General features: G+C 61.6%; 22 protein-coding genes, 1 tRNA gene and 1 pseudogene. 12 read left to right on the top strand and 12 right to left on the bottom strand.

What is annotated here, in order from left to right; genetic code table 11:
- The first annotated feature begins 25 nt into the window (after window positions 1-25).
- The 5 genes and pseudogenes from EPJ54_RS12700 (at window position 26) to EPJ54_RS12690 (ending at window position 6,541) form a co-directional block, all read left to right on the top strand.
- On the top strand, window positions 26-3,265 hold the full coding sequence (locus EPJ54_RS12700; protein WP_135212072.1) for an autotransporter outer membrane beta-barrel domain-containing protein: 3,240 nt from the start codon (window positions 26-28) through the stop codon (window positions 3,263-3,265).
- A gap of 139 nt (window positions 3,266-3,404) precedes the next feature.
- On the top strand, window positions 3,405-5,291 hold the full coding sequence (locus EPJ54_RS12695) for a sensor histidine kinase (protein WP_167755710.1): 1,887 nt from the start codon (window positions 3,405-3,407) through the stop codon (window positions 5,289-5,291).
- Between the two features lie 163 nt (window positions 5,292-5,454).
- Window positions 5,455-5,784, top strand: a pseudogene (locus tag EPJ54_RS20435) (DUF8200 family protein); the annotation flags it as partial.
- A gap of 129 nt (window positions 5,785-5,913) precedes the next feature.
- On the top strand, window positions 5,914-6,063 hold the full coding sequence (locus EPJ54_RS19870) for a hypothetical protein (protein ID WP_167755709.1): 150 nt from the start codon (window positions 5,914-5,916) through the stop codon (window positions 6,061-6,063).
- Window positions 6,064-6,073: 10 nt separating this feature from the next.
- Complete coding sequence (locus tag EPJ54_RS12690) at window positions 6,074-6,541, top strand: hypothetical protein (protein WP_135212070.1); 468 nt, start codon at window positions 6,074-6,076, stop codon at window positions 6,539-6,541.
- A gap of 217 nt (window positions 6,542-6,758) precedes the next feature.
- Here the strand turns inward: EPJ54_RS12690 and EPJ54_RS20430 are convergent, their stop codons facing one another.
- Together EPJ54_RS20430 and EPJ54_RS12680 are read right to left on the bottom strand one after the other, a co-directional pair.
- The gene (locus tag EPJ54_RS20430; RefSeq protein WP_135212125.1) at window positions 6,759-6,995 is read right to left on the bottom strand and encodes an excalibur calcium-binding domain-containing protein; all 237 of its coding nucleotides are present in this window, start codon (window positions 6,993-6,995) and stop codon (window positions 6,759-6,761) included.
- A 439-nt stretch (window positions 6,996-7,434) separates the two neighbouring features.
- The gene (locus EPJ54_RS12680) at window positions 7,435-7,920 is read right to left on the bottom strand and encodes a hypothetical protein (protein ID WP_135212069.1); all 486 of its coding nucleotides are present in this window, start codon (window positions 7,918-7,920) and stop codon (window positions 7,435-7,437) included.
- A gap of 232 nt (window positions 7,921-8,152) precedes the next feature.
- Here EPJ54_RS12680 and EPJ54_RS12670 point away from each other — a divergent pair, with 232 nt between their 5' ends.
- Window positions 8,153-9,088, top strand: coding sequence for a patatin-like phospholipase family protein (locus EPJ54_RS12670; RefSeq protein WP_135212068.1), 936 nt, complete (start codon window positions 8,153-8,155; stop codon window positions 9,086-9,088).
- Window positions 9,088-9,960 carry a nucleotidyltransferase domain-containing protein gene (locus EPJ54_RS12665; RefSeq protein WP_135212067.1) on the top strand — a complete coding sequence of 291 codons (873 nt, stop codon included), beginning with the start codon at window positions 9,088-9,090 and terminating at the stop codon, window positions 9,958-9,960. Before EPJ54_RS12670 ends, EPJ54_RS12665 begins: the two co-directional genes overlap by 1 nt.
- 6 nt (window positions 9,961-9,966) lie before the next feature.
- On the opposite strand, the gene EPJ54_RS12660 is transcribed toward EPJ54_RS12665, so the two are convergent.
- Window positions 9,967-10,605: a hypothetical protein gene (locus EPJ54_RS12660; RefSeq protein WP_135212066.1), complete on the bottom strand. Its 639-nt coding sequence runs from the start codon at window positions 10,603-10,605 to the stop codon at window positions 9,967-9,969.
- Window positions 10,606-11,771: 1,166 nt separating this feature from the next.
- Window positions 11,772-11,848, bottom strand: a tRNA-Arg gene (locus tag EPJ54_RS12655).
- Window positions 11,849-11,934: 86 nt separating this feature from the next.
- Between EPJ54_RS12655 and EPJ54_RS12650 the strand changes: the two genes are divergently transcribed.
- Window positions 11,935-12,816 carry a TraB/GumN family protein gene (locus tag EPJ54_RS12650; RefSeq protein WP_135212065.1) on the top strand — a complete coding sequence of 294 codons (882 nt, stop codon included), beginning with the start codon at window positions 11,935-11,937 and terminating at the stop codon, window positions 12,814-12,816.
- On the opposite strand, the gene EPJ54_RS12645 is transcribed toward EPJ54_RS12650, so the two are convergent.
- From EPJ54_RS12645 to EPJ54_RS12630, 4 genes are all read right to left on the bottom strand, one after another.
- Complete coding sequence (locus tag EPJ54_RS12645) at window positions 12,813-13,340, bottom strand: CC0125/CC1285 family lipoprotein (protein ID WP_135212064.1); 528 nt, start codon at window positions 13,338-13,340, stop codon at window positions 12,813-12,815. The genes EPJ54_RS12650 and EPJ54_RS12645 overlap by 4 nt on opposite strands.
- Window positions 13,341-13,414: 74 nt before the next feature.
- Complete coding sequence (locus EPJ54_RS12640; RefSeq protein WP_135212063.1) at window positions 13,415-13,681, bottom strand: Usg family protein; 267 nt, start codon at window positions 13,679-13,681, stop codon at window positions 13,415-13,417.
- A 194-nt stretch (window positions 13,682-13,875) separates the two neighbouring features.
- Window positions 13,876-14,505: a LysE family translocator gene (locus EPJ54_RS12635; RefSeq protein ID WP_135212062.1), complete on the bottom strand. Its 630-nt coding sequence runs from the start codon at window positions 14,503-14,505 to the stop codon at window positions 13,876-13,878.
- A 137-nt stretch (window positions 14,506-14,642) separates the two neighbouring features.
- Complete coding sequence (locus EPJ54_RS12630; protein ID WP_135212061.1) at window positions 14,643-14,894, bottom strand: hypothetical protein; 252 nt, start codon at window positions 14,892-14,894, stop codon at window positions 14,643-14,645.
- Window positions 14,895-15,082: 188 nt separating this feature from the next.
- Here EPJ54_RS12630 and trhA point away from each other — a divergent pair, with 188 nt between their 5' ends.
- Entirely contained in the window at window positions 15,083-15,763 is a 681-nt protein-coding gene (trhA, locus tag EPJ54_RS12625) for a PAQR family membrane homeostasis protein TrhA (RefSeq protein WP_135212060.1), read from the top strand.
- Here trhA and EPJ54_RS12620 read toward each other — a convergent pair.
- Window positions 15,760-17,064 (bottom strand): serine hydrolase domain-containing protein, encoded by a 1,305-nt coding sequence (locus EPJ54_RS12620; protein ID WP_167755708.1) that lies wholly within the window; start codon window positions 17,062-17,064, stop codon window positions 15,760-15,762. The two genes, trhA and EPJ54_RS12620, sit on opposite strands and share 4 nt — an antisense overlap.
- 134 nt (window positions 17,065-17,198) lie before the next feature.
- Here EPJ54_RS12620 and EPJ54_RS12615 point away from each other — a divergent pair, with 134 nt between their 5' ends.
- The 3 genes from EPJ54_RS12615 (at window position 17,199) to EPJ54_RS12605 (ending at window position 18,080) form a co-directional block, all read left to right on the top strand.
- Window positions 17,199-17,381 carry a hypothetical protein gene (locus EPJ54_RS12615; RefSeq protein ID WP_135212058.1) on the top strand — a complete coding sequence of 61 codons (183 nt, stop codon included), beginning with the start codon at window positions 17,199-17,201 and terminating at the stop codon, window positions 17,379-17,381.
- A 69-nt stretch (window positions 17,382-17,450) separates the two neighbouring features.
- The gene (locus tag EPJ54_RS12610) at window positions 17,451-17,816 is read left to right on the top strand and encodes a PRC-barrel domain-containing protein (protein ID WP_135212057.1); all 366 of its coding nucleotides are present in this window, start codon (window positions 17,451-17,453) and stop codon (window positions 17,814-17,816) included.
- 66 nt (window positions 17,817-17,882) lie between these two features.
- The gene (locus EPJ54_RS12605; protein ID WP_135212056.1) at window positions 17,883-18,080 is read left to right on the top strand and encodes a KTSC domain-containing protein; all 198 of its coding nucleotides are present in this window, start codon (window positions 17,883-17,885) and stop codon (window positions 18,078-18,080) included.
- Here the strand turns inward: EPJ54_RS12605 and EPJ54_RS12600 are convergent, their stop codons facing one another.
- Genes EPJ54_RS12600 through EPJ54_RS12590 form a run of 3 tightly spaced genes read right to left on the bottom strand, consistent with a single transcriptional unit; the run spans window position 18,081 to window position 20,638 of the window.
- Window positions 18,081-18,389, bottom strand: coding sequence for a hypothetical protein (locus EPJ54_RS12600; RefSeq protein ID WP_135212055.1), 309 nt, complete (start codon window positions 18,387-18,389; stop codon window positions 18,081-18,083). It lies immediately after the preceding gene.
- A gap of 5 nt (window positions 18,390-18,394) precedes the next feature.
- Window positions 18,395-19,642 carry an argininosuccinate synthase gene (locus EPJ54_RS12595; protein WP_135212054.1) on the bottom strand — a complete coding sequence of 416 codons (1,248 nt, stop codon included), beginning with the start codon at window positions 19,640-19,642 and terminating at the stop codon, window positions 18,395-18,397.
- A gap of 51 nt (window positions 19,643-19,693) precedes the next feature.
- Window positions 19,694-20,638 carry a 2OG-Fe(II) oxygenase gene (locus EPJ54_RS12590; RefSeq protein WP_135212053.1) on the bottom strand — a complete coding sequence of 315 codons (945 nt, stop codon included), beginning with the start codon at window positions 20,636-20,638 and terminating at the stop codon, window positions 19,694-19,696.
- Window positions 20,639-20,725 lie beyond the last annotated feature (87 nt).

Below are 20,725 nucleotides of genomic sequence, written 5' to 3'. Positions count from 1 at the left end.
TCCCACTTCAGTGAGGGGAAATCACATGGCTGACGCAAAAGCTGCTTTTCATCATCGCCGCCGCATCGATCATTTGCTAGGCGGCGCCGGCCTTTTCGCCATCGCCTCAGCCGCTTCGCTTTTTCCCATCGATGAGGCGCAGGCCTGCACAATCAGCAATGGCTCGCCCCCGAATGCGGTGACCGCCAACGCGCAGATACTCTGCCAGGGAACCAATACCGGGCAGAGCTTTACCGGAACGGGCGACAATATCCTTTTTCTTCAGGTCGGCAGCGGCGGCGTCCTGGGCAACTCGAGCGTGGCGTTGACGGGCGCAGGTGTTCTCATTCTCGCCGAAGACGCCGACATCCAGGATACTCTCTTCTCCGTATCGGGCGACTATGCGGGCATTTCACTCGGCAACATCAACGCCATTGATCTCTCGCTCATCGCGGGCGGCAGCGTCGGCAGCTATATCAGCCTTTCCAACACCGACATCGAAGCCGCCTCCGGCTCAATCCTGCTGCAGGACAATACCCTGCTGAGCATGGACGGCGCCTCTTCACTCACGGCGACAAGCAATGGCGGCATCGTGCTGGGCGGCCTTGGCGACAATTTCTACCTCTTTCACGGTACGCTGGTGGCGGCCGCCGACGGCATTCTCGTCGCCGACAGCGGCGGATCGAATAGCTTTTCGTTCAATGCCGACACAATCCTGAGCACGTTAAACGCCGCAAACCTCAGGATACTCGGCGGAAGCGGCCAAGATGCACTGGTCTTGAACGGCTCAAACGCGTTGACGTTCGACACCGACGATGTCGAGGTCTTGACCGTGAACGGCGCCTCCGGCGATGTCTTTGCCCTGAGCGGGGCGCACGATTTCGAGAACGTGAACATCTCGGGCGGCGCATTGCGTATCGACGATCTCGCCACCCTGGGGCAGGCCAACGCCGATGTGTCGATTGATAACGGCGGCGAATTGATTGTCGACCTCACAGCAGGCGTGCTCACTTCAGATCACATCTTCTCGGGCGGCGGAGCGCTCACTCTCAACACGATTGGCGCGACAATCACGCTTCAGGGCGCCAATTCGAACTTTTCCGGTTTGATCTCCATGAGCAACGGCGCGCTCATTCTCGGCAGCGCGGATGCCGCTGGATCGGCCGATATCGAATTGAACAATGCGCTGCTTCAATTTGGCGGCGCCGGAACAGACCTCACCAACAATGTAAGCGGTGCAGGGATTATTCAATATGTAGGTTCGAACGCCACTATAGGATATCTTACTGGGCAGAACACGCACGCTGGCGGCATTCAAGTCATCAATGGCGGCACGCTCTATGTAAATGGCGCCGACAATCTTGGCTCGGGGTCGATCTACTTCGCCAATGGCGGCATGTTGTGGATCGATGCGCTCGCCGACGAAACCATCGCCAACGACATTAGCGGCAGCGGCCAATTGTTCGTGTCGGCCGGCGCTCACACAGTTGAGCTCACCGCCTATCACGGCTATTCGGGCGGCACCTATGTGCAAAATGGCGCCTTACGGGTGAGCGACATCGCCCAGCTTGGCACAGGCCCCATCGTGATCGAAACGAATGCCGCGCTCGATCTGAATATCGGCGCCGCCTACACGTTCGATGGGACTGACGTCAGCGGCAATGGCTTTCTACGCAAGAGCGGTCTTGGCGATCTTACGCTCGACGCCAATCCGCTCAATGGCGGCCTCGACATCGCCGCAGGCCAAGTCTTTATTGAGGATTTCGCAGCTCTGGGCGCAGGGCCGACGCAGGTGCAGAGCGGGGCAAGCCTTGTCTTGGAAAGCGCCGGCGCACACACGCTCACCTCGACCATTCTAGGGAACGGCACGTTCCGCAAACGCGGCGTCGGTGATCTCAACATCGGTTTGAACTTTGGCATTGGCGCCCTCTCCATCGAGGAGGGACGGGTCTTTTTGAACGCTGCGGCGACGACCAATGTTTCAGTGTTGGCCAACGCCAGCCTTCTTGGCAATGGGACCATCGTTGGCAATCTTGCCAATGAAGGGCTCCTCGCCCCCGGCAATTCTATTGGCGTGATGACCGTCCAGGGGGACTACACGCACGGCACAAACGCCGTGCTCGAGATTGAGTTCGACAACGCCGGCGGCATTGACCTCCTCGACATCAGCGGCGCGGCCAACATTCAAGGCGGCACGGTGCGCTTTATCGGCCTGGGCGGCGCTGAGGGCATGGGCGGGGTCTTCCTTCATGCTGATGGCGGCGTGACCGGCGCCTTCACGAATGTCGAAACGATTGGCGCAACCATACCTATTGCGGTGGTCTATGATGCAAACGATCTGAGCATGGCCCCCACTCTGCTTTCCGCACGACCATCCACGTTCAACGCGCAGATTCTGAGCGCCGCCGACACGGCTTTTAGCTTCGTCGACCGCGTCGTCGCCAACGCGGCTTTATCCGAGGGCGGTCAAATCTGGGCGGAAGCCTTTGCGGCATCGTCTGATCGAAGCGCCGACGACGCAACCCTCGGCTACGCGCACGACAGCTCGGGTGTCGGCACAGGCGCGAATGTGCAACTCAACGCCCACATAAGTGTGGGCGGCGCCCTGGCGCTCACCCAGGGCGAGCTCTTTCTTTCAGAGAATGGCGGAGACGGCGATCAAGAAGGAGTGTTGGCGAGCCTTTATGCACGCTATCAGATTGGTGGGTGGTCGATGCTGGGCGGTATTCTTGTCGGCGGCGTCGATCAGAGCACGACACGCAATGTCGCGTTTGGCGGCCTCTCTACGAGTATCAATGCGGAGACTTCGTCTTCGTTGTTCGGCGCCCATCTTGCTCTTCGGCGCGAATTTGGCGCATTTGCCGGATGGTCCGTGCATGGTGAGGCGCGCGCAGGCCTCGTGCGGCAAACTCAAGACGCTTACACCGAAGATGGCGCAAGTCCCTTGCGCCTGCGCGTGGCCGAGATCGACGTCGACACAATATCGGCACAGGCGGGACTAAGCGCTCAGAGGCGCGTGATGCTCGGCGATCGCAATTTGGATCTGCGCCTGGGACTGGGCGTGCGTCGCCTTGAACTTGAAGGCGCTGCAATCCCGGTGACCTTCGCCACGAGCGGGGCAGAACTCACGCTTGAGGGCGATGCGCGCGATTCCACGGATGCGTATCTTGACGCAGGAGCCAGCTATGCGATTTCACCCAATCTGGTGGTGAATGTGGGTTACGCTGGCCAGGCTGGCGATACCGAAAGGCATGAAGCCCGGTTGGGTGCTGCGCTGCGCTTCTAATCGCCCGGCGTGAAGTCACCGCCCCTCAAACGAACGGCTCGCCAAAGCGCCATCCCCTCAGATGAAGGGGGTGGCGCAAGACGCCGCTTTCGGCTGAGAACGCCTGACAGAAAAGATGAGGCGGCGTGGAGGCGATTGCGTGCGAAGCTGGGCGGGCGCGCTCCTTATCCTGCTCTGCTGGCAGGCGATGTTCTGGTCCACGGTCCATGTCGTTGAGCGTGCGGCGCGGCCCTATGCCATTGACCAGCGCGAGACCATTGATTTTCATCGACTCTCCGAACATGGCGCGCGTCTCGACCACGGCCCCGCGTTGGCGGCGCGACGCAGCGGCCTGGAAGGTTACGTCGCCGAAGGCTCGGATGGCGCATCCGCTATTGTCTTTCTCGTCCCCTTCGAGGTGCGCGATCCCACAGAGCCCCTGGCGCTCTATTTGACGCTGCGCGAGCAGATCCGCGAAATCCGCGTCAATGGAATTATCGTTCAAGCGGTGGCGCCGCTGCCGCGGCTTGAGGGGCTCATCACTTCCGAACCCAGCTATTACGCCTTGCCGCGCGCAGCGATCAGGGCTGGCCCCAACCAGCTCGAGATTGAAAAGGACGTCTTCGGCTTCGACACCGCGCTCTCTGAATTCGCTATCGGGCCAGCTGACCAACTCGCGGGCGCGTATCGGTGGCGCACGTTTCTCCAAACCGATCTAGGAATGATCGGCATAGCGCTTTTGGTGTTCACCGCCCTGCTTTGTCTTGTCGTCAATTGGCCGCCTCCAGATCGGCCTCGCGTCCACGCGCTTGTCGCGCTGCTGGTCACCTGCGCGCTCGCCACCTACGTATTGAGCTTCAATCCCCCAATCGAACTTTCGCTCAGCGCAACCGTGCTGATCTGGGTTTGGGTCAATGTCGCCATTGCGTTGACGATGACGCAATATTCCCTACACGACGCCCGCGTGCCGCAGCCGCGTTGGTTCGTACTTGTATGGATTGTCTTGCCAGCGCTGGCGAGCCTCCCCGTCTTGATCGCGCATGTCGACGTCGCTCGTCAGGGCGAGTATTTGCTCGGCGCAGTCAACGCCGCCTATGTCTTGGTGATAGCCGCCGCTGGCTTCTCCATTGTTCTTTTGGCGCAAGCCAGTACCGACGGCAGTGCGCGCCGCTGGTTCGATCGCACCATCCTTGCGCTTTGCTTCTCAGCCTTCGCGATGGACCGGATCGGCAGCATATTTGATCTCACCTCTCCATTCGACGCGACACTCCCGTTCACGCTCTCTTGGTCGCCGATTGTCGCTGCCCTGCTAGGGCTTTCGATGGTTTTAGCGTTAGCGCGCGAAGCGACCGAAGCGCGGCGCACCGTCCAAACAGCAAACGCCGTGCTTAAGGAAAAATTGGCGACGCAAGAGCGCGCGTTGGCTGACAGCTACACCGCCCACGCACAAATGGCGCAGCGTGCGATCGTGCTAGAGGAACGCCAGCGCATTGTACGTGATATGCATGACGGCATCGGGGGCACTCTGCTTGGGTTAAAGTTGCAGATCGGCGCGGGCCAGCTCGACGCCGAAGCAATCCAAGCCGCGCTCGATGCCGCCATCACCGATATGCGCCTTATCGTTGATTCCTTGGACATGGCCGACGAGAGCGTCTCCGAGGTCATGCGCGCGTTCGAGAGCCGCGTGCGCAAACATATCGAGGCCGCGGGCTGTACTTGCGTGGTCGAGCATGCCTTGGCGCCAAACGGCCCGGCCCTCGGCCCACGAGTAACACTGCAAATCCTGCGCATCCTGCAAGAAGCGCTCGCTAATGCGCTGCGTCACAGCGGAGCGAGCCAGATTAGCATCGGCAGCGCCCAAGAAGGCGAACTCATCAGAATTTATGTTCGCGATGACGGAAGAGGCTTTACGAAGACTTCAACAGGTCGCGGCCTGTCCAACATGCATCACCGCGCACAAGCGATCGGCGTGTCATTGGAGATCACATCCTCCGCTGAGGGCACGGACGTGGTGCTCGTTGTACCCTTCGTCTCAAAAGAGGCTTAGGAGGTCTCTATCCCAAAAGGCGACATCCGACCGAACGCGCAAATGCGAGTCCGTTTTCGGACATTCTACGCGACTGCGCGTCACGCGCGGGAAAGGATGTCCTGGCCCCTGACGTCAAGCGGCGTTGCGGTTTTAGCGAGACTATGATTGTCTCGCTGGGTTGATGCGGGGATTGCGCATGCAGCGGGCTGTGCTTGCGGCACTGTTGGGCTTGATGAGCGGGCTTGCCAGCGCACAGACTCCGCCGCGCCTACCGGCGCCCCAACTGCAAATTCCCGGCTTCGACTATCGCGCGCAGACAAGCGCTCCCGCACGCCGTCAAGGCAACATCTCCGCCGGCGGCGTAACTTGGACATGCGCGGCCAGCGCCTGCACGACACGGCGTCTGTGGGAACGGCCGACCGTTGAGACTTGTCGCGCGCTCGCGGCCGAGGTTGGACCGATCACCTCCTTCGGCCGCGCGGGCGCAACTTTGTCGGCGACGGAGCTCCAACAATGTAACGCCAGCATGGCGCTACAGCGGGCGCCGATACAGATCACGCCCCCCGCCGCCCAGCTAGCGCAAACTGGGAGCGGGCCAGCAACAATTACGAGCGCCGAGCTCTCGTTTGTGGGGGGCGGCATGACCGCTACTTCAGACCGAAGCGCGCCTGCCGTCGCCGTCAATGCGTCGGAGCTTTCGTTTGTTGGCGGCGTCATGGTCGACACCTCCGACCGCGACGCGCCGCCGATCGTGGCGACGACCCCGGAGTTATCTTTCGTTGGACGCTAAGGGACCGAACATGCGTTTGCTAAAGGCACTCATACTGGCGACGGCGTTCTTGAGCGCATCTGCTGGCGCGGCGTTGGCGCAGACAGGGCCGGATTTCGTGCTCAATGTTCCTGTTCGGATCGAGAATGCCCCGCCGCTGGCAAATCGCGAAGCTGAGGTCAGGTGCCAAATTCAAGCGTATCAGCCGGGCACACGCACTGTAACAGCCCTCCCGCGCGCCCAGCAGCGGATCAGGATCGGACCCACTGGATTTCGCGAAACGCTACGGTTTGAGTTCAGTTTTCCGCCGGGCGTGCCACGCTCGCATGCGCGCTACTGGAACTGCGAACTTGCGCTCCTAGAGGCCGCCACTCCGAGCGGCGAAGTGGTTAGCGTGGTTGCGGGTAATGTTGCGACCACGGTGACAAATTACACCTCGGTGACTGGACAATCTGTTGCTTCCAGCAACGTATCGGTCAACGGCACATTCGGCCCATAGGAAAAGCGCCGCGCAATTAGTCCGTCGCGCCAGTGCGGCGCTTCTTTTGTTGGTTCGGGTCACTCGTGATCCGCCGCGCACGCAACAGGACAACGAAAGTACGAGTTCACGTCCTAGCGCGGACTCAAGCCATCATTACGATGATCCCGCTGACCCACGCTGGCGAGGAATCCCAATTTGAGACCCCAGCACCTGCCCGCCCGAAAGCGGACCTAGCCTATCGCGGAAAGGGCTCGCACCCAATTCCATCGCCGTCTCGATCGAGGTGAGCGCCATACCCGTCTTGCCCTCGACGAACGGGCGCCGCACCCGCCGCTCGCGCGGCGTCACAGTTTTCAAACGGCCTATCGCTTGCGACTTCGCGCGCACTCGGTTCTTCGCGCTCAATCGGATCTTCGCGCTCAATCGGATTCAAGTACCCGAGTTGGCTCGAAGGGGGCTGTAGGGTTTGCATCAGCGCAAGGCCGCCCAAGATAAGCAAGCCGATGATGAGCCCGGCAAGGGATCGGGAGACACGACGGCGTCCAAAACGGCGGAACCGCTCACGCAAGTTCGCAGCCCGACGTTCAGAGCTGGCGCGGTTCAGCCGAGGACGTTCCCAGGGCGACGACATCGCGAAAGCGTAGCTCAGGTAGGTTTACGAGAGCTCAATCCCATGAACGGTCATTGGGCCCACCCCTGCCGCAAAGCAGGCGTTGAAGCTTCAGATGCCTGAAGACGTCTTAGATCCTCAAGAACTTCGCCGCCGTGAGCGCGGACCATCGATCAGAAGGGAGCGCGTCGCGTACCGCCGCCCAAATTGATTCCACGCGCTGGACAGGCGTTCCTGGCCATTAAGAGCGACCGCAATGACTACCAATAAAAGACTATGCCCTGCTGGCTTCGGCGCACCCTCAAGTGAGCGGCCACTCAAACAGCGTGGTCCGGTCATCGCGCTCACTTGGCAACACGAGCTTCCATTTTGGGAATCGAACAGTCGTGCCGCCCGTTGGCGCGGCTATCTGGAATTGCTCAAGGTCTAACCAGTTGGTTCCCCCAAACGCGCCGGGCCGATCCACGGCAATGAGCCGGTGCCCTTCCTTGTCACATGCAATTGAACCGAAAGCTGGCCGCTCGTCGCCAACAACGAACGCACTCTGGTCGATTTCGATGGCTGCAATCTCTGTGACGTCCCAGGCCCAGAAATTCGATGCGCTCTTGTGCACAATGCCTTGCATGTTCGCGTGCGCCGACAACACAACGTTCGACGGTTGGCCGTCGTCAACGTGGTTCGTAGAGATTATCAGCGCCCTCGAGCCGCTCACTTCCAGCAACAGCAGAGAACCACCTGGCGCGTTAGTGGCGCGCGCCAGCTTTCCAATCGGCGGCGAAAACTTCACGCGGATGCCTCCTTAAGAACCGGCGTCAGATGCAAGGGTTGGAGCGGGCGGCGGAATCGCCCCCCCAACATCGACTTTGGGAAGGTCGCATTCTACCTCTGAACTACGCCCGCGCCGGTAGGCGTTGATACCGAACTCAGGCCCAGAGAGGAAGAGTCTTCACCGGTAGGTCTGGACAGTGGTCGCGCGGCAACAGCACGCTCAAGGCGAGTGATTCGCGCAGAGCCGGAGCATGACCGACGACAGCAAGTTCAGAGTGCTCAGCCTCGACGGCGGCGGGGCCAAGGGATTCTACACGCTCGGCGTCCTCAAGGAGCTTGAGGGAATGACGGGCGCGCCTCTCTGCGAGCACTTCCATCTCATCTACGGCACGAGCACTGGCGCAATCATCGCCACGCTTCTCTGCCTCGGCCGTTCAGTTGACGAGATACTCGACCATTATCGCAATCACGTCGTTACGATCATGGCTCGCCTGTGGCCATGGGAGAAATCGGCGGAGCTGGCGAAGCTTGCGAACACGATATTCGCCGACCACACCGTCACCGACTTCAAGACACGCATCGGCATCGTCGCGACACGCTGGCGGGAAGAGCGCCCGATGATCTTCAAAGCCGACGTCAATCAGGCGTTCGGCACCAAGGGTACGTTCCAGCCCTTCTTCGGAGCCAGCATCAGCGACGCCGTTCAGGCGTCGTGCTCCGCGTTTCCGTTCTTCTCCAAGAAGCAGGTTCCAATCTCCGACGGATCGACCGTCACGCTTATCGACGGCGGCTACTGCGCCAACAATCCGACGCTCTACGCGCTCGCCGATGCCACCGTGTCGCTGAAGATCGAACCGGACAGGATTCGCGTCGTCAGCATCGGCGTCGGAGAATATCCCGCGCCGCGCCGGATGCATAAGCCATCGTATTGGGCGAGCAAGCTCCCGCTGGCGGACCTCCTGCAGAAGACGATGGAGGTGAACACGCGCTCGATGGATCAACTGCGCATGGTGCTCTTCAAGGATATCGCGACGGTTCGCGTCAGCAACGCCTACACGCAGCCCGACATGGCGACGGACATGTTCGAGCACGACCACCGAAAGCTCGACGTTCTGTGGCAGCGCGGACGCCAATCGTTCAGCGAACACGAAGCCAAGCTGCGCGAGTTTTTCCTTCAGGTGATGTGATGGCAATCGATGAAGCTCAGCTAGAGACATGGTCGCACCAGGGCGCGATCCAGTCGTCGCGCGACACCTACGCCGCGATCAAGACCGTGCTCGAAAGCCCGCAGGCTCCGTATGCAAATCGATCGTACAAGGTGTTTCTGCAGGGGTCGTACTGCAACGACACCAACGTCTGGGCCGACAGCGATGTCGACATCATCATCAGACTGGACGGCGCCTACAGCAGCGACATCACGCGGCTCTCGCAGCCGGAGCAGGATGAATACAACGCAATCCCGAACGCCAGCTATGGCTACACCGACTTCAAAAAGGAAGTCGTGGCGTGGCTGTCGAAGAACTTCAACGGCGTGAATCCTGGCAATAAGGCGATCTACATTCCGGCGTCGGGCAAGCGGCGCGAGGCCGACGTGCTCGTGTGTCAGCAGTTTCGCCGCTACCACAGTCTCGCAGCGAGGCGCTTCGACAGGGGCATCTGCTTCTGGTCGAAGGGCACGCTTATCGAGAACTTTCCCGAGCAGCACTCCGACAATCTAACGGCCAAACACCAGGATGCGCGACAGTGGGTCAAGCCCATGGTTCGCATATTCAAGAACCTGCGGAACTACATGGTCGAGCAAGACGAACTGGGCGACGGCATCGCGCCGTCGTATTTCCTGGAGGGTCTTCTCTACAACGTGCCGAGCGATCGCTACGACAAGACGTATCAAGACACGTTCGTGTCTTGCTACGATTGGGCCGTGGCCGCCGACCGGTCCAAGCTGGTGTGCGCGAACGGCCTCCACTGGCTCGTGCGGGACAACAGCTCCACTTCGTGGCCGACGAAAGACTGCGAGGCATTCTTTCAGTCCGCTCGCCGCGTGTGGCAGGGGTGGTGAGGCGGACTAGTCGGGCTTCGAGCCCATGTTCAGCTTGAAGCGGTCGTCTTTCAGGACTTCCTTCAGCTTCGGTCCGATGTCGTCGCCCAGCTTGGTGATGTGATCGCGCGCCTTCAGCGCCGCTTCACGCAGGTGGATCGCGCCGGTTTCCACTTCCCGTATCTTCGGAGCTAGCAAGCGATGGGTGTCGCTCTCCTTGTCCACGATGATGCGGCCAATCGGGCCGTCCATCTCCACCAATCCCATCTCGGCGAACGTATCGCCCAAGGCTCTTCGATCCGAGTTGTAGTTCCGGAGAAGCTCCAAGATCAGGTGCGAGTGATTGCTGGCGACGAGAAGGCGCTCGGAGAACACCGGCCCCTTCGCCCGCGCGAACAACGCCATCTCTTCCGCTGTGAACGTGTCGTCCAGGGGCGGAATGCCCGCAAGCGGCATCAGCGCGGGCCAGTGCCAACCGTTGCGGTCCTCCTTCCATTCTTCGCTGACATGGCGCGCCACCTTCACTGCGACGTCGCACATCTTCAGAACCTTGAAGAATACGGAGTGCGCTACGGCTAAGCGTTGGTCCCGTTCGGCGCGGGATGCGAAATACATCGTGGTGCCGGTGGCGATGCCCGCGCCGACCAGCACGCCGATGAAGCCCAAGATGGCTTCCCACGGAAACCCAGTGCTGCCGTTGACGACCTGGCCGACGCTCATTGCGCCAGTATGGCGCGATTCTTATCCTTGGAATGGATTGCCCAGATGGCGGCAGACCTCGCATAGGCGATGGCCCGCGCCGGTGCTGCCGACGCTCTGCCCGCAGCACATGCACGGGCGCGCCTTTACGATCGGCCGGGGATTGGGAGGCAAAAGCGCTTCGCGGTCGCAGCGCCTCCAGCGCGCCCAAGTTCACTTCGCTAGGATCGACTTCGGGCGCGCCGAATGCGCGCGCAAGCGACAGAGCCATAACGGGCTCGTTCCAGCGCTCGCCGCGACGCGGTGCGGTGTCGGGCGAGCCGACGAGCTCGATGCGCTCCCGTGCGTGCGCGTCGGCCCATCCGTGCGGCGTCGGCCACCAGCCCAGGAGGATGCAGACGACCAATCCGTCCGCGCCGAAGTGCGGCGCTTCGGAGAGGATCGTGCGTGGCGCAGGGCGCTGGCCCAGGAGAAGCGCGCGCCATCGCGCCAAGCTGTCCGCCTGTCTCGCGTCCGCTTTTGCCCCGGCGTGAACTCGGGGGCGTGCCTGCTCCTGCCCCGAAGCGCCCACTCCTATGGGCGTGGAGCCGCCCTGGCTCGCTCTAGTTGTCTTCCAGTGTGCCTGGCGTCACATCCGCCAATGCTTGTGGTCGGTAAGGTCTCTTCATCGAAGCGCTGCCGCTTCGGAGGAGCAAACCAGATGACCAAGTTTTACGCCCTGATCGCCGCCTGCGCCGTGTTCGCCCCGATGGCTTTCGCCACCTTGAACCAAGCCGCGCAGATCGTCGCCTGATCGGCCCCGCCAACCAATTTTGAGAGCACTCAGATGGCCAAGTTCTACGCCCTAATCGCCGCTTGCGCCGTGTTCGCACCGATGGCGATGGCCACGCTCAACCAAGCCGCCCAGATCGTCGCGTAACCCGCGCGATAATACGAGCGAGCCCAAAAGGGCCGCGAAGGATGCTCCCCCTTCGCGGCCCTTTGCTTTGCACCAATGCGCGCAAACCGCGCCAACACGCCGCAATCCCCCACCTATTGTGGGTCGCGTGGTAGCCCGGTGGTAGCCACGACAATTCGCCCGGCGCGAACGCGTCCCTGCGCCTCAATTTTCAAAACCAATTTCAATTGGTTGCTGGCGCACCCGACAGGATTCGAACCTGTGACCTTTGCCTTCGGAGGGCAACGCTCTATCCAGCTGAGCTACGGGTGCTGAAGCCCTTGAGCCGGCCGGTCGGCCAGCGCGGGCGGCATCTCTAGCCGAGCTTTGCGGCGAAGGCGAGCCTTCGGAGGCGACGATTGCGGTCCCTGTTTGCAGCTTTACTGGCGGTTTCGGCCTGGGCGCTGGCGGCGTGCGCGCCTACCGCGCCACAGGGCGAACCCGCGCTCTGGCGGATCGCTGATGCGGATAGTGAGATTTGGTTGTTCGGGACCGTGCATGTGCTGCCGCCGGATTTGCGCTGGCGGGGCGAGCGGGTGAATGCGGCGTTCGCGTCGGCCGACGAATTTGTGACGGAGACGGACACTTCGCCCGAGGCGAATGCTGCCTTTCCAAGTTTGGCCGCACGTTATGGTCTGCTGCCGGCTGAGCAGAGTTTGTCAGCGTTGTTGGCGCCAGCAGATCGCGCCCGACTTGCAGAGATCGTGCAGGAACTGCGCTTGGACGCGGGGCAGATCGAGCGCATGCGACCGTGGTTCGCGGCGTTGCAGCTTTCGTACGCTTACGCCGTTCGCGAGGGACACAGTGCTGACGCCGGCGTTGAAACTGTGCTTGCCGCTGAAGCACGACAGCGCGGCAAGCGCCTGAGCTTCTTCGAAACGCCGGAAGAGCAGATCCGAATCCTCGCGGATCTGCCGCCAGCGGACCAAACGCACTTTCTCGCCGTGACTTTACGCCAAATCGCCGAAGAGGATGGGTCGTTGGCGGACTCGGATGCGGCTTGGGCGCGTGGCGACCTCGCCGCGTTGAACGCAGCGCTCGCGCCGCAATGGGAAGAAGCCGGCCCTGTCGTGCACGAGGCCGTCATTCTTCGCCGCAATCGCGCGTGGGCTGATGAGATCGCCGCGCGCCTTGATGGATCAGGTCGCATCTTCATCGCCGTGGGCGCGGCGCATTTGGTCGGCGACGGCAACGTCGTCGACCTCCTGCGCGCGCGCGGCACTGATGTGGAAGGACCTTAACCGGCTGGTGGCGGACGCGTGATACGGCCCTGCAGGTTCGATTGCACCTCACGCGCATCAAACGCATTAGGATCGTCCGCCGGCTTGCGACCGCTGAACATCGCGATCTCGGCCATCGCTTCGTAGCGAGTCACTTCGCGATAACTGGTCGGCTCGTCCCAGAAGGGATCGTACCAGGGGCTCCAGCCGCGGCGCGGCGAGAAATACCAATAATCGAAGCCAAAGCGCGAGCGACTTGGACCGGCGCCTTGCAGGCGCGAATGCTCTTCCGTGTCACGATTGGCGACGATGAAATAATCGTAGCCGCCCTCCAGCGTGAGCTCGGCGGCGCGATAGAGCAGATAGGTCTCCACCGTCTCGCGATCGGTTACCGTGTTGCCGCGAAAGGTGATGCGGACGCGGTTGTTTTCGATCCGCTGTTCCTGGAAGCCGTAATTTGTATTGCTGACAGCCGGCTGGTACGGCGTGGCCGTGGCGCACGCCGATAACAGGGCGGCCGCGGCGATAAACACAAGCGCGCGCATGTGGGGACATCTCCAATATTGACGCTTCGTTGCATCAGATATGGAGCGCCCCGGCGCGTTCGGCGAATCTCAATCTAGTGATGCAGCCAATGGTCGGCGGTGTTGACCTTCGGCGGCGCAATTGTCTCCCCCGTCGCCAGCCGCACGGAATGGATGACGGCGTCAATCTCGGCGCGCCAATAATTGAGGAACTTGTGTAGGCGCGGGTAGGACGGCGCCAGGTCCAGCGTCTGCCACATGAAGCTCTGCAAGAGCGAAGGGTGGTCCGGCATGTAGTAGAGCACTTCGGCCGTCGCTAAGCGCCAGCCTTCCAGGCGAAGTGCAAACTCGTTCGTCTCCATGCAGTCTCGACCTCCGACAAACAATGCGCAGTGGCGCGTGGTGTGTTTCTCAGAACTCGGAGGCTGACTGATCCGCGATTACTCCGTCAATACTCCGCATTCAGCTAGCAATCGCGCGCGCCGGCTGCCAACAGAGTCTTAGTCTTGAGAGATAAGAGCTTTCGCCCATCGCAAGAATGCGCGGCGCCTGTCGATTAGTCGCGCAGCAGAATGAGCGCCGCTGCAATGAGCAGAAGCACACCCACCAAGCCGGAGAACACACGGCGCGCACTCTCCTGGCGCAGCGCCTTCGATAGCGCGCCACCGGCGAGGCCGTAGCTGCTCATGGCGATGCTATCCATCAGGATCATCGTCGCGCCGAGCAGCGCGAGTTGCGGCACGGCCGGCCGTGCGGGGTCGACAAAGGGCGGCAACACAGCAGTGAAAAAGATGATCGCTTTCGGGTTCGAGAGCTGTACCGCGAAACCATCGCGGAAAGCGCTGGAAAGATCGGCGCCCCTGCCCGTTTCGAGCGGCGCGACCTTATCGCGCCACGCAGCCCAAAGCGCCTTCGCGCCGAGCCACGCGACATAAACGCCGCCAGCCACGGCGATCACACGGAACGCCAAAGGAAAGGCATGCACCAGCGCACTCAAACCCAAGGCCGCGGCGGCGATCCAAACAAGGTTAGCGGCGTTCATGCCTACGACGCCCAGCAGCGCGGCTTGCGGGCCAGCGCGCACGCCAGTGGCGATAGCAAAGATGTTGGCGGGGCCAGGCGTGACCGCCATCACGGCCATCGTGACAAGGAAGAGCGCATAGAGCGCTGGATCGACGGGAAGCATCGGACGACTCGTTCGAAAAGTAGGACAGGATTGGTCGCGCGTCTGCACGCGGCGTTAGCCGGCCTGTCGCGCCTGTCGGTGTGCGAACGAGATCATGTTTTGCGTGTGCGCCATCTCATTGTGGCGCGCAAGCCCCATTAACGTGAACGCTCGAGCGCCCGCGCCTTAACCATACGCTGTGATGCGAAGTGGCACGCGAGATAGCCCAAAGCGATCGGCGGTGCGCCAATCGCCAGCGGCAGGATCGGCGAAATTGCGTTCTCCGCCAGCGCGCCGGCCACAAGCCATAGCGTCAGCGGAAAGCCGATCAGCAACAGGATGATGCCTGCTGTCGAAAGTAGTCTCGCTTCGGCACGCAGGGCGGCGGCGGTGGGACGAGTGGTGCGCATGAGCGACGCGCTGCGAAAATCGCGCCACTCGCGAACACGTGATGCGCGCACGCCACGCGTGACCCGCGCGCCGCACGATCAAGCGATTGTGTTGCGCTGAATCCTCGGTTCTCCTCATCCAACATTAAGGCCGAGGAACTATATTCACTCCACAGCGTCCCTTTGCAGAACGCAGGACGGAACGTCGAATGGCATTTTCGGATCTCCTTACGCCCGGCGAGGACGAACTCGCAGAGCACTACCCGAACCGGGTGGAGCACGCGGCTGATGGGATCGTGCATGCGGTTGGGATGTTGGCGGCGTTGATCGGCGGCGGTTTGCTCGTGGCGTTCGCTCTGGTTAATCGCGGCGTGCCGCTCGCGACTGGCGGCGCCATTTACGCACTCTGTTTGATGGCGATGCTGGCCGCGTCGGCGATCTACAATCTCACGCGCCCATCGCGTTATCGTCGCGTGCTGCGTCGGCTCGACGAAGCGGCGATCTTTCTGATGATCGCTGGCTCGTACACGCCCTTCACCCTTCAATTGCTGCCGCCGTCGTTTGCCGTCGGCATCACCGTGGCGATCTGGATCGCGGCCCTCGCTGGCGCTGCCGGCAAGGTGTTTTGGACAGCACTTTCGGACCAGGCCTGGTGCCTCATCTACTTAGCCTTCGGCTGGCTCTCCGTTGTCATTCTGGGCCCCGTGGTGCCCTCGCTGCCGCCGCTGGCGATCGCGCTGCTCGTGGTCGCGGGCGCTACCTATTCGGGCGGCGTCTTGCTTTATCTGAACCACGCGCTGCCGTTCCGCCGCGCGCTCTGGCACGCCTGCGTGATCCTGGGCGCGGCGGGTCACTACGGCGCTGTGTTCGTCGGTCTTGTGATGAGCTAGGTCAGCGCCGCTTCCAACGCATCGAGCGCGGCGCCATGGATTGCATCCGTGGCAGAATTGCTCAGCACCGGGTGCGACCCGAATTTCGCCATCACCAGATTGAGGCTCGGCACGATCACCAGCCGTTGGCCGCGCACGCCAAGCAGCCACACTGAGCCGCGCGCATCGTGCGTGCACCAGAATTGGCTCTTGTAGGACCAGCCGGGCCGCGTCGCTTGGTTGCCGCGCGTGAACGCTTCCTTGTCCCCGCCGGCGAAAATCGAGTCTATGGCCGCGGTCGGGAACACTTGGCGCGAGCCCACACGCCCGCGACGGCGCAGCATTTCACCGAAGCGCGCGAAATCGCGCAGCGAAATATTGAGGCCGCCAGCGGCGACTTCCTGACCAACAGCGTCGAGCGTAAAATAGGCCGGGTCGGTGGCGCCGATGTGTGCGTGAATTTCTTCGGCGTAGAGCTGCGACAAGCTCTTATTGGCGACACGCTGCACGACCCAGGCAAGCACGTCGGTGACAGCGGAGCGATAAGCGAACGCATGACCGGGTGGGTGCTCGCGCGCATTGATGGTCTGCAACGCGGCGTATGTGCCGCGTGGTGGGTTGCTCGCATCACGCGGACCCAAGCCTACATCGGCGAGGTACCGGAAAACGTCGGCGTTCGGGTCGTTGTAATTCTCCGAGAACCGCGCACCGTCTGTCATGTCGGCGATCTGGCGCACGCCCGCGCCAGCGAAGCCGCTCGTCGCCAGCTCCGGCAGATAGCTCTCTACAGGGCGGTGGAAATCCAATTGGCCTCGCGCGGCGAGAATTTCGGCGAGGAAGCCGCAATAGGATTTGGTGGCCGAGAACAAGACATGCGGATCAGCCGGCTGCATGCCATCGATGTAACGCTCATGCACAACGCGGCCGTTGACCAGAATGATGATCGCATCGGTGTGCGTGGCCGCCTCAAACTGCGACCAGCTGATTTCACCTTCGGCCGTACGCAAGCGCACGCGCTCCATGTCCATCGGCGCGTTACGGAAAGTGAGCGAGCGGGCAGCCAATTGGGTGGCGTCGCGCGAGCTGAAAATCTCGCGCATGTGCCGCACCGACCATTTGGCCTGTGGCCAAGTCTGCCAATTGGCGACATCAATGCGTGTGTCCGGCGCGGGCGGAAACCCGTGCATGAAATTGGCGGCGGAATGGTTGCCCGTGTCGGGCTGCGCGGTAACCGAGATCGCCTGCGCCTGTGCATTGTTCGCACTCGACAGCGTCACCGCCGCCGCCACGCCCGCGCCGGCCACGATCGCACGCCGTGTCATGCTCGTCTCGTCCATCTCGCTCCCTCCGCGCCCTCTTTGTTACGGCTTGCCGGCAGAATAGCGCCGACGCGGGCGCCCGCCTTCCCTAAGGCGTCAGTTTTCGGCCCGTTCGTTTTTCTGCTAGGTTCCATCTCATGAGCGGATGGCGGGATACGGGCGGGCGCACAGCGCGTGAGCGGCGCGCGCGGGACGATCAAGCTGCGCGCGCACGCTTCATCGAGACAGCCAAGACCCGGCCTCTGAGCTTGGTGAAGCCAGCGCTCAGCGCGCTCTTCGTGTTGGTGCTGATCATGGCGCTCTTGCTCGCCTTCACCTAACGCACGGAACGAACGCGGCCATCGGCTGTTGTTCAAGCTCCACTTACATTCGAAGAGGAGCGAGTCCCCATGCCTACCCCCACCGGCCACACGACCGCCATCCGCGCCAAGAAAGTTATAGGCACATCCGTGAAGGACACGAGCGGCGAGAAGATCGGCACCATTGAAGACATCGTGCTCGACAAACAATCCAACTCGATCCTGTTCGCCGTCGTCGGCTTTGGCGGCGTGCTGAAGATGGGCGAAAAATTCCATCCACTACCGTGGGCGGCGCTGAACTACGACGAGGACGAAGATTCCTACGTCGTGCCCTACACCAAGGACGAGCTGAAGGCCGCGCCAGCGGACACGATCAGCGAACTGACCAAGAACGACGGCATCGCCTATCGCGATCAGAGCCACGCCTTTTACAAGGTAGATCAATATTGGAGCTAACCGCCTAAGCGCTTAGATGTAGCGCGCCTGCCAGCGATGGCAGGCGCGTTTGCATTGGGAAGCGCCATGAGCTCGTCCTCGGCCATTACGCGCGTGTTGTACGACGCCTCCAAGCGCACGCTCGCCGTGACCTTCACGAGCGGCAAGAAATATATCTACGAAGACGTGCCGCCCGATGTGGCTACAGAGTTTCAAACCGCGCCCTCGCAGGGTGCGTATTTCAACTGGCGCATTCGCGACCAATACACATACCGAGAACTTTGATTAGCCGCCGATCCGCGCACGTAGCTCGCGCACCCACCCGAGCGGAATGACCTCGGGCTCGTTTGGCTTCGTCGCCTCAATGAAAGCACGCGGCCGCATGAAGAGGCCTGCGGCGCACGCGCCCGCGCCCATGAAGAACAGCACCGACAGCGCAGTCACCGGAACAATCAGCAGCAACACGACGAGAAGATTTTCGCGCGCTTGGTAAAGGCCGAACGGAAGGCCCACGGCCAGACCAGCGAGAACAAGCATGCCCACGAACAACATCAACACCCAAAGGGCGCGCTTGATGAATTCGATTGTGCCCATCGCCCCTACTCGTTTTTGCCGCGCTTCTTATCCCGCTCGGCCATGATCCGAAGCCTGAGGGCGTTGAGCTTGATGAAGCCTTCCGCGTCAGCTTGGTTGTAACCGCCTGCCTCATCAAAGCCGACGATCTTCTTCGAGTAAAGTGAATAGGGGCTGGCGCGGCCGACAGTACGGACGCCCCCTTTGTAGAGCTTCAGCTTCACATCGCCGGTAACGCTCTCTTGGCTGGCGTCGATCGCGGCTTGCAGCATCAAACGCTCTGGCGTCCACCAGAAGCCGTTATAGATGAGCGTCGCGTATTTCGGCATCAGCTCGTCTTTGAGATGCATGGCGCCGCGATCGAGCGTGATGCTCTCGATAGCGCGGTGGCCGTACCAAAGGATCGTGCCGCCCGGCGTCTCGTAATAGCCGCGCGATTTCATGCCGACATAACGGTTCTCGACCAGATCAAGACCGCCGATGCCGTGCTTGGCGCCTAGGCGATTAAGTTCGGCCAAAAGCTCGTGCGCCTTCATCGGCTTGCCGTTGATGGCGACAAGGTCGCCACGCTCGAAATTGAGCGTGACCAATTCGGCCTGATCCGGCGCCTCTTCCGGCGTAATGGTGCGGCGATCGCCGCGCTTAGAGACGATGTCCGGCACTTCGACGTCCGGGTCTTCGAGCACGAGCCCTTCGGACGACGTGTGCAGCAGGTTGGCATCGATCGAGAACGGCGCGTCCTGTTCTTTGTTCTTGGCGATCTCGATGCCGTGATTGCGCGCGTAGTCGAGCAGCGCTGGACGGCCTTCGAATTCCCACTCGCGCCATGGTGCGATCACCTTCACGTCCGGCTTCAGCGCGTAATAGCTGACCTCGAAGCGGACTTGGTCATTGCCCTTGCCGGTAGCGCCATGGCTCACGGCGTCGGCGCCGACGAGGTTGGCAATTTCGATTTGGCGCTTGGCGATCAGCGGGCGCGCGATCGAGGTGCCGAGCAGATATTGGCCTTCATAGAGCGTGTTGGCGCGGAACATCGGGAAGACGAAATCGCGGACGAATTCCTCACGCAGATCGTCGATGAAGATGTTCTCTGGCTTCACGCCGGCCTTGATCGCCTTGGCGCGCGCGGGCTCCAGCTCCTCGCCCTGGCCCAGGTCAGCGGTAAAGGTGACGACCTCGCAGCCATAGGTCTCCTGCAGCCATTTCAGGATGATGGAGGTGTCGAGGCCGCCCGAATAGGCGAGCACAACCTTGTTGACCTTGGACTGAGACATGGCGCGCGTTCCCGCATTGAAAAGCGGGGCTTTCCTTTCACAAGCGCGCGCTCAAATCAACGGATGCTGCCGCTCGCGAACCCATTGTGTCAGCACCCATTTCTCGCCCGCCGTCACAGGCGCGCCCGCGTGAAGCGAGTCTCGCTCGAGCTCGCCGGCTTGCGAGACGTTCCAGAAAATGAGCGCGTCGCCCGCTTTGCCCTTGAACGCCAGATTGAGGCGCGGGAATACGGTTTCACCGCCCTCATATCCATCGTTCAGATAAATGAGCACGGTCACCGCGCGCTGCCCCATTTCAGCGAGCTCGGCTGCGTAGCCCTGCGCTTCGGGCTCCCACGGTCGGATGAAGTCGTAGTGCGGCTTGTATTCCTGACCTGGCTCGTAGCGGAGCACATTCATGCGTTCTTGATTGACGAGGGGCAGGCCGGTGGCGATCGCCATGCGTCGACACACCAATTGTTGGATGAGATCACCGTCGATTAGATGAAAGCCTGCGGCGGAATTTGTGCGCGCGGGATCGCGTATGCTGCCGCCATCAGGATTGAACACCATGCATGGCTGAAGCTTGGACGATGCGGCTTCGATGATCCAATCGCACACAGACTTCGGGATGAATTTTTCAACGCTGAAAACCCGGGGCGCATCCGCCATCGGCTTGACTTCAATAGGCTTGAACCAGGGCGCACGATCGAACTCGTGCAGGCCAAGAATGGTAAGCTGGCGTTGCGCGTGGCTGTGCCCAAGCGCCGCCGCCTGTTTCACGAGCCCATATGCTGCATCGAGGTCCATCTCGCAGCCAATGCCTCGCGCAGCGAGCGCCGCACGCAACAACATCGCATTCGCACTGCCTTGCGCGCACGCGGCTTGCACTTGCTCGAACGCTTGCGGCACTGAGCGCGCAACGCCGTTTCCGGTGAGAAGCTGATAAGCGAACTGAACACGGGCTTGCGCGTCCCCTTGCGCCGCCCGCTCCCGAATCGAAGTCGGGTCACCCATCTACGCTCCCCCAATGAGCGCAGCCGTCACGGGCCTATCGAAATCGATGGGCCGTCGCCGTTGAGTTCCACGCTAGCGCAGCCGCCG

This window comes from Vitreimonas flagellata (assembly GCF_004634425.1).
GTDB classification, from domain to species: domain Bacteria; phylum Pseudomonadota; class Alphaproteobacteria; order Caulobacterales; family Aquidulcibacteraceae; genus Vitreimonas; species Vitreimonas flagellata.
This window is presented reverse-complemented; position numbering and strand designations above follow the sequence as displayed.

What these genes read in the sequence shown, in the direction of transcription:
- EPJ54_RS12700 (WP_135212072.1), top strand. Translation starts at nt 26, where the DNA reads ATGGCTGACGCAAAAGCTGCTTTTCATCATCGCCGCCGCATCGATCAT.
- EPJ54_RS19870 (WP_167755709.1), top strand. Translation starts at nt 5,914, where the DNA reads ATGACCGCTACTTCAGACCGAAGCGCGCCTGCCGTCGCCGTCAATGCG.
- EPJ54_RS12690 (WP_135212070.1), top strand. Translation starts at nt 6,074, where the DNA reads ATGCGTTTGCTAAAGGCACTCATACTGGCGACGGCGTTCTTGAGCGCA.
- EPJ54_RS20430 (WP_135212125.1), bottom strand. Translation starts at nt 6,995, where the DNA reads ATGCAAACCCTACAGCCCCCTTCGAGCCAACTCGGGTACTTGAATCCG.
- EPJ54_RS12670 (WP_135212068.1), top strand. Translation starts at nt 8,153, where the DNA reads ATGACCGACGACAGCAAGTTCAGAGTGCTCAGCCTCGACGGCGGCGGG.
- EPJ54_RS12665 (WP_135212067.1), top strand. Translation starts at nt 9,088, where the DNA reads ATGGCAATCGATGAAGCTCAGCTAGAGACATGGTCGCACCAGGGCGCG.
- EPJ54_RS12645 (WP_135212064.1), bottom strand. Translation starts at nt 13,340, where the DNA reads ATGCGCGCGCTTGTGTTTATCGCCGCGGCCGCCCTGTTATCGGCGTGC.
- EPJ54_RS12640 (WP_135212063.1), bottom strand. Translation starts at nt 13,681, where the DNA reads ATGGAGACGAACGAGTTTGCACTTCGCCTGGAAGGCTGGCGCTTAGCG.
- EPJ54_RS12635 (WP_135212062.1), bottom strand. Translation starts at nt 14,505, where the DNA reads ATGCTTCCCGTCGATCCAGCGCTCTATGCGCTCTTCCTTGTCACGATG.
- EPJ54_RS12630 (WP_135212061.1), bottom strand. Translation starts at nt 14,894, where the DNA reads ATGCGCACCACTCGTCCCACCGCCGCCGCCCTGCGTGCCGAAGCGAGA.
- trhA (WP_135212060.1), top strand. Translation starts at nt 15,083, where the DNA reads ATGGCATTTTCGGATCTCCTTACGCCCGGCGAGGACGAACTCGCAGAG.
- EPJ54_RS12620 (WP_167755708.1), bottom strand. Translation starts at nt 17,064, where the DNA reads ATGACACGGCGTGCGATCGTGGCCGGCGCGGGCGTGGCGGCGGCGGTG.
- EPJ54_RS12615 (WP_135212058.1), top strand. Translation starts at nt 17,199, where the DNA reads ATGAGCGGATGGCGGGATACGGGCGGGCGCACAGCGCGTGAGCGGCGC.
- EPJ54_RS12610 (WP_135212057.1), top strand. Translation starts at nt 17,451, where the DNA reads ATGCCTACCCCCACCGGCCACACGACCGCCATCCGCGCCAAGAAAGTT.
- EPJ54_RS12605 (WP_135212056.1), top strand. Translation starts at nt 17,883, where the DNA reads ATGAGCTCGTCCTCGGCCATTACGCGCGTGTTGTACGACGCCTCCAAG.
- EPJ54_RS12600 (WP_135212055.1), bottom strand. Translation starts at nt 18,389, where the DNA reads ATGGGCACAATCGAATTCATCAAGCGCGCCCTTTGGGTGTTGATGTTG.
- EPJ54_RS12595 (WP_135212054.1), bottom strand. Translation starts at nt 19,642, where the DNA reads ATGTCTCAGTCCAAGGTCAACAAGGTTGTGCTCGCCTATTCGGGCGGC.
- EPJ54_RS12590 (WP_135212053.1), bottom strand. Translation starts at nt 20,638, where the DNA reads ATGGGTGACCCGACTTCGATTCGGGAGCGGGCGGCGCAAGGGGACGCG.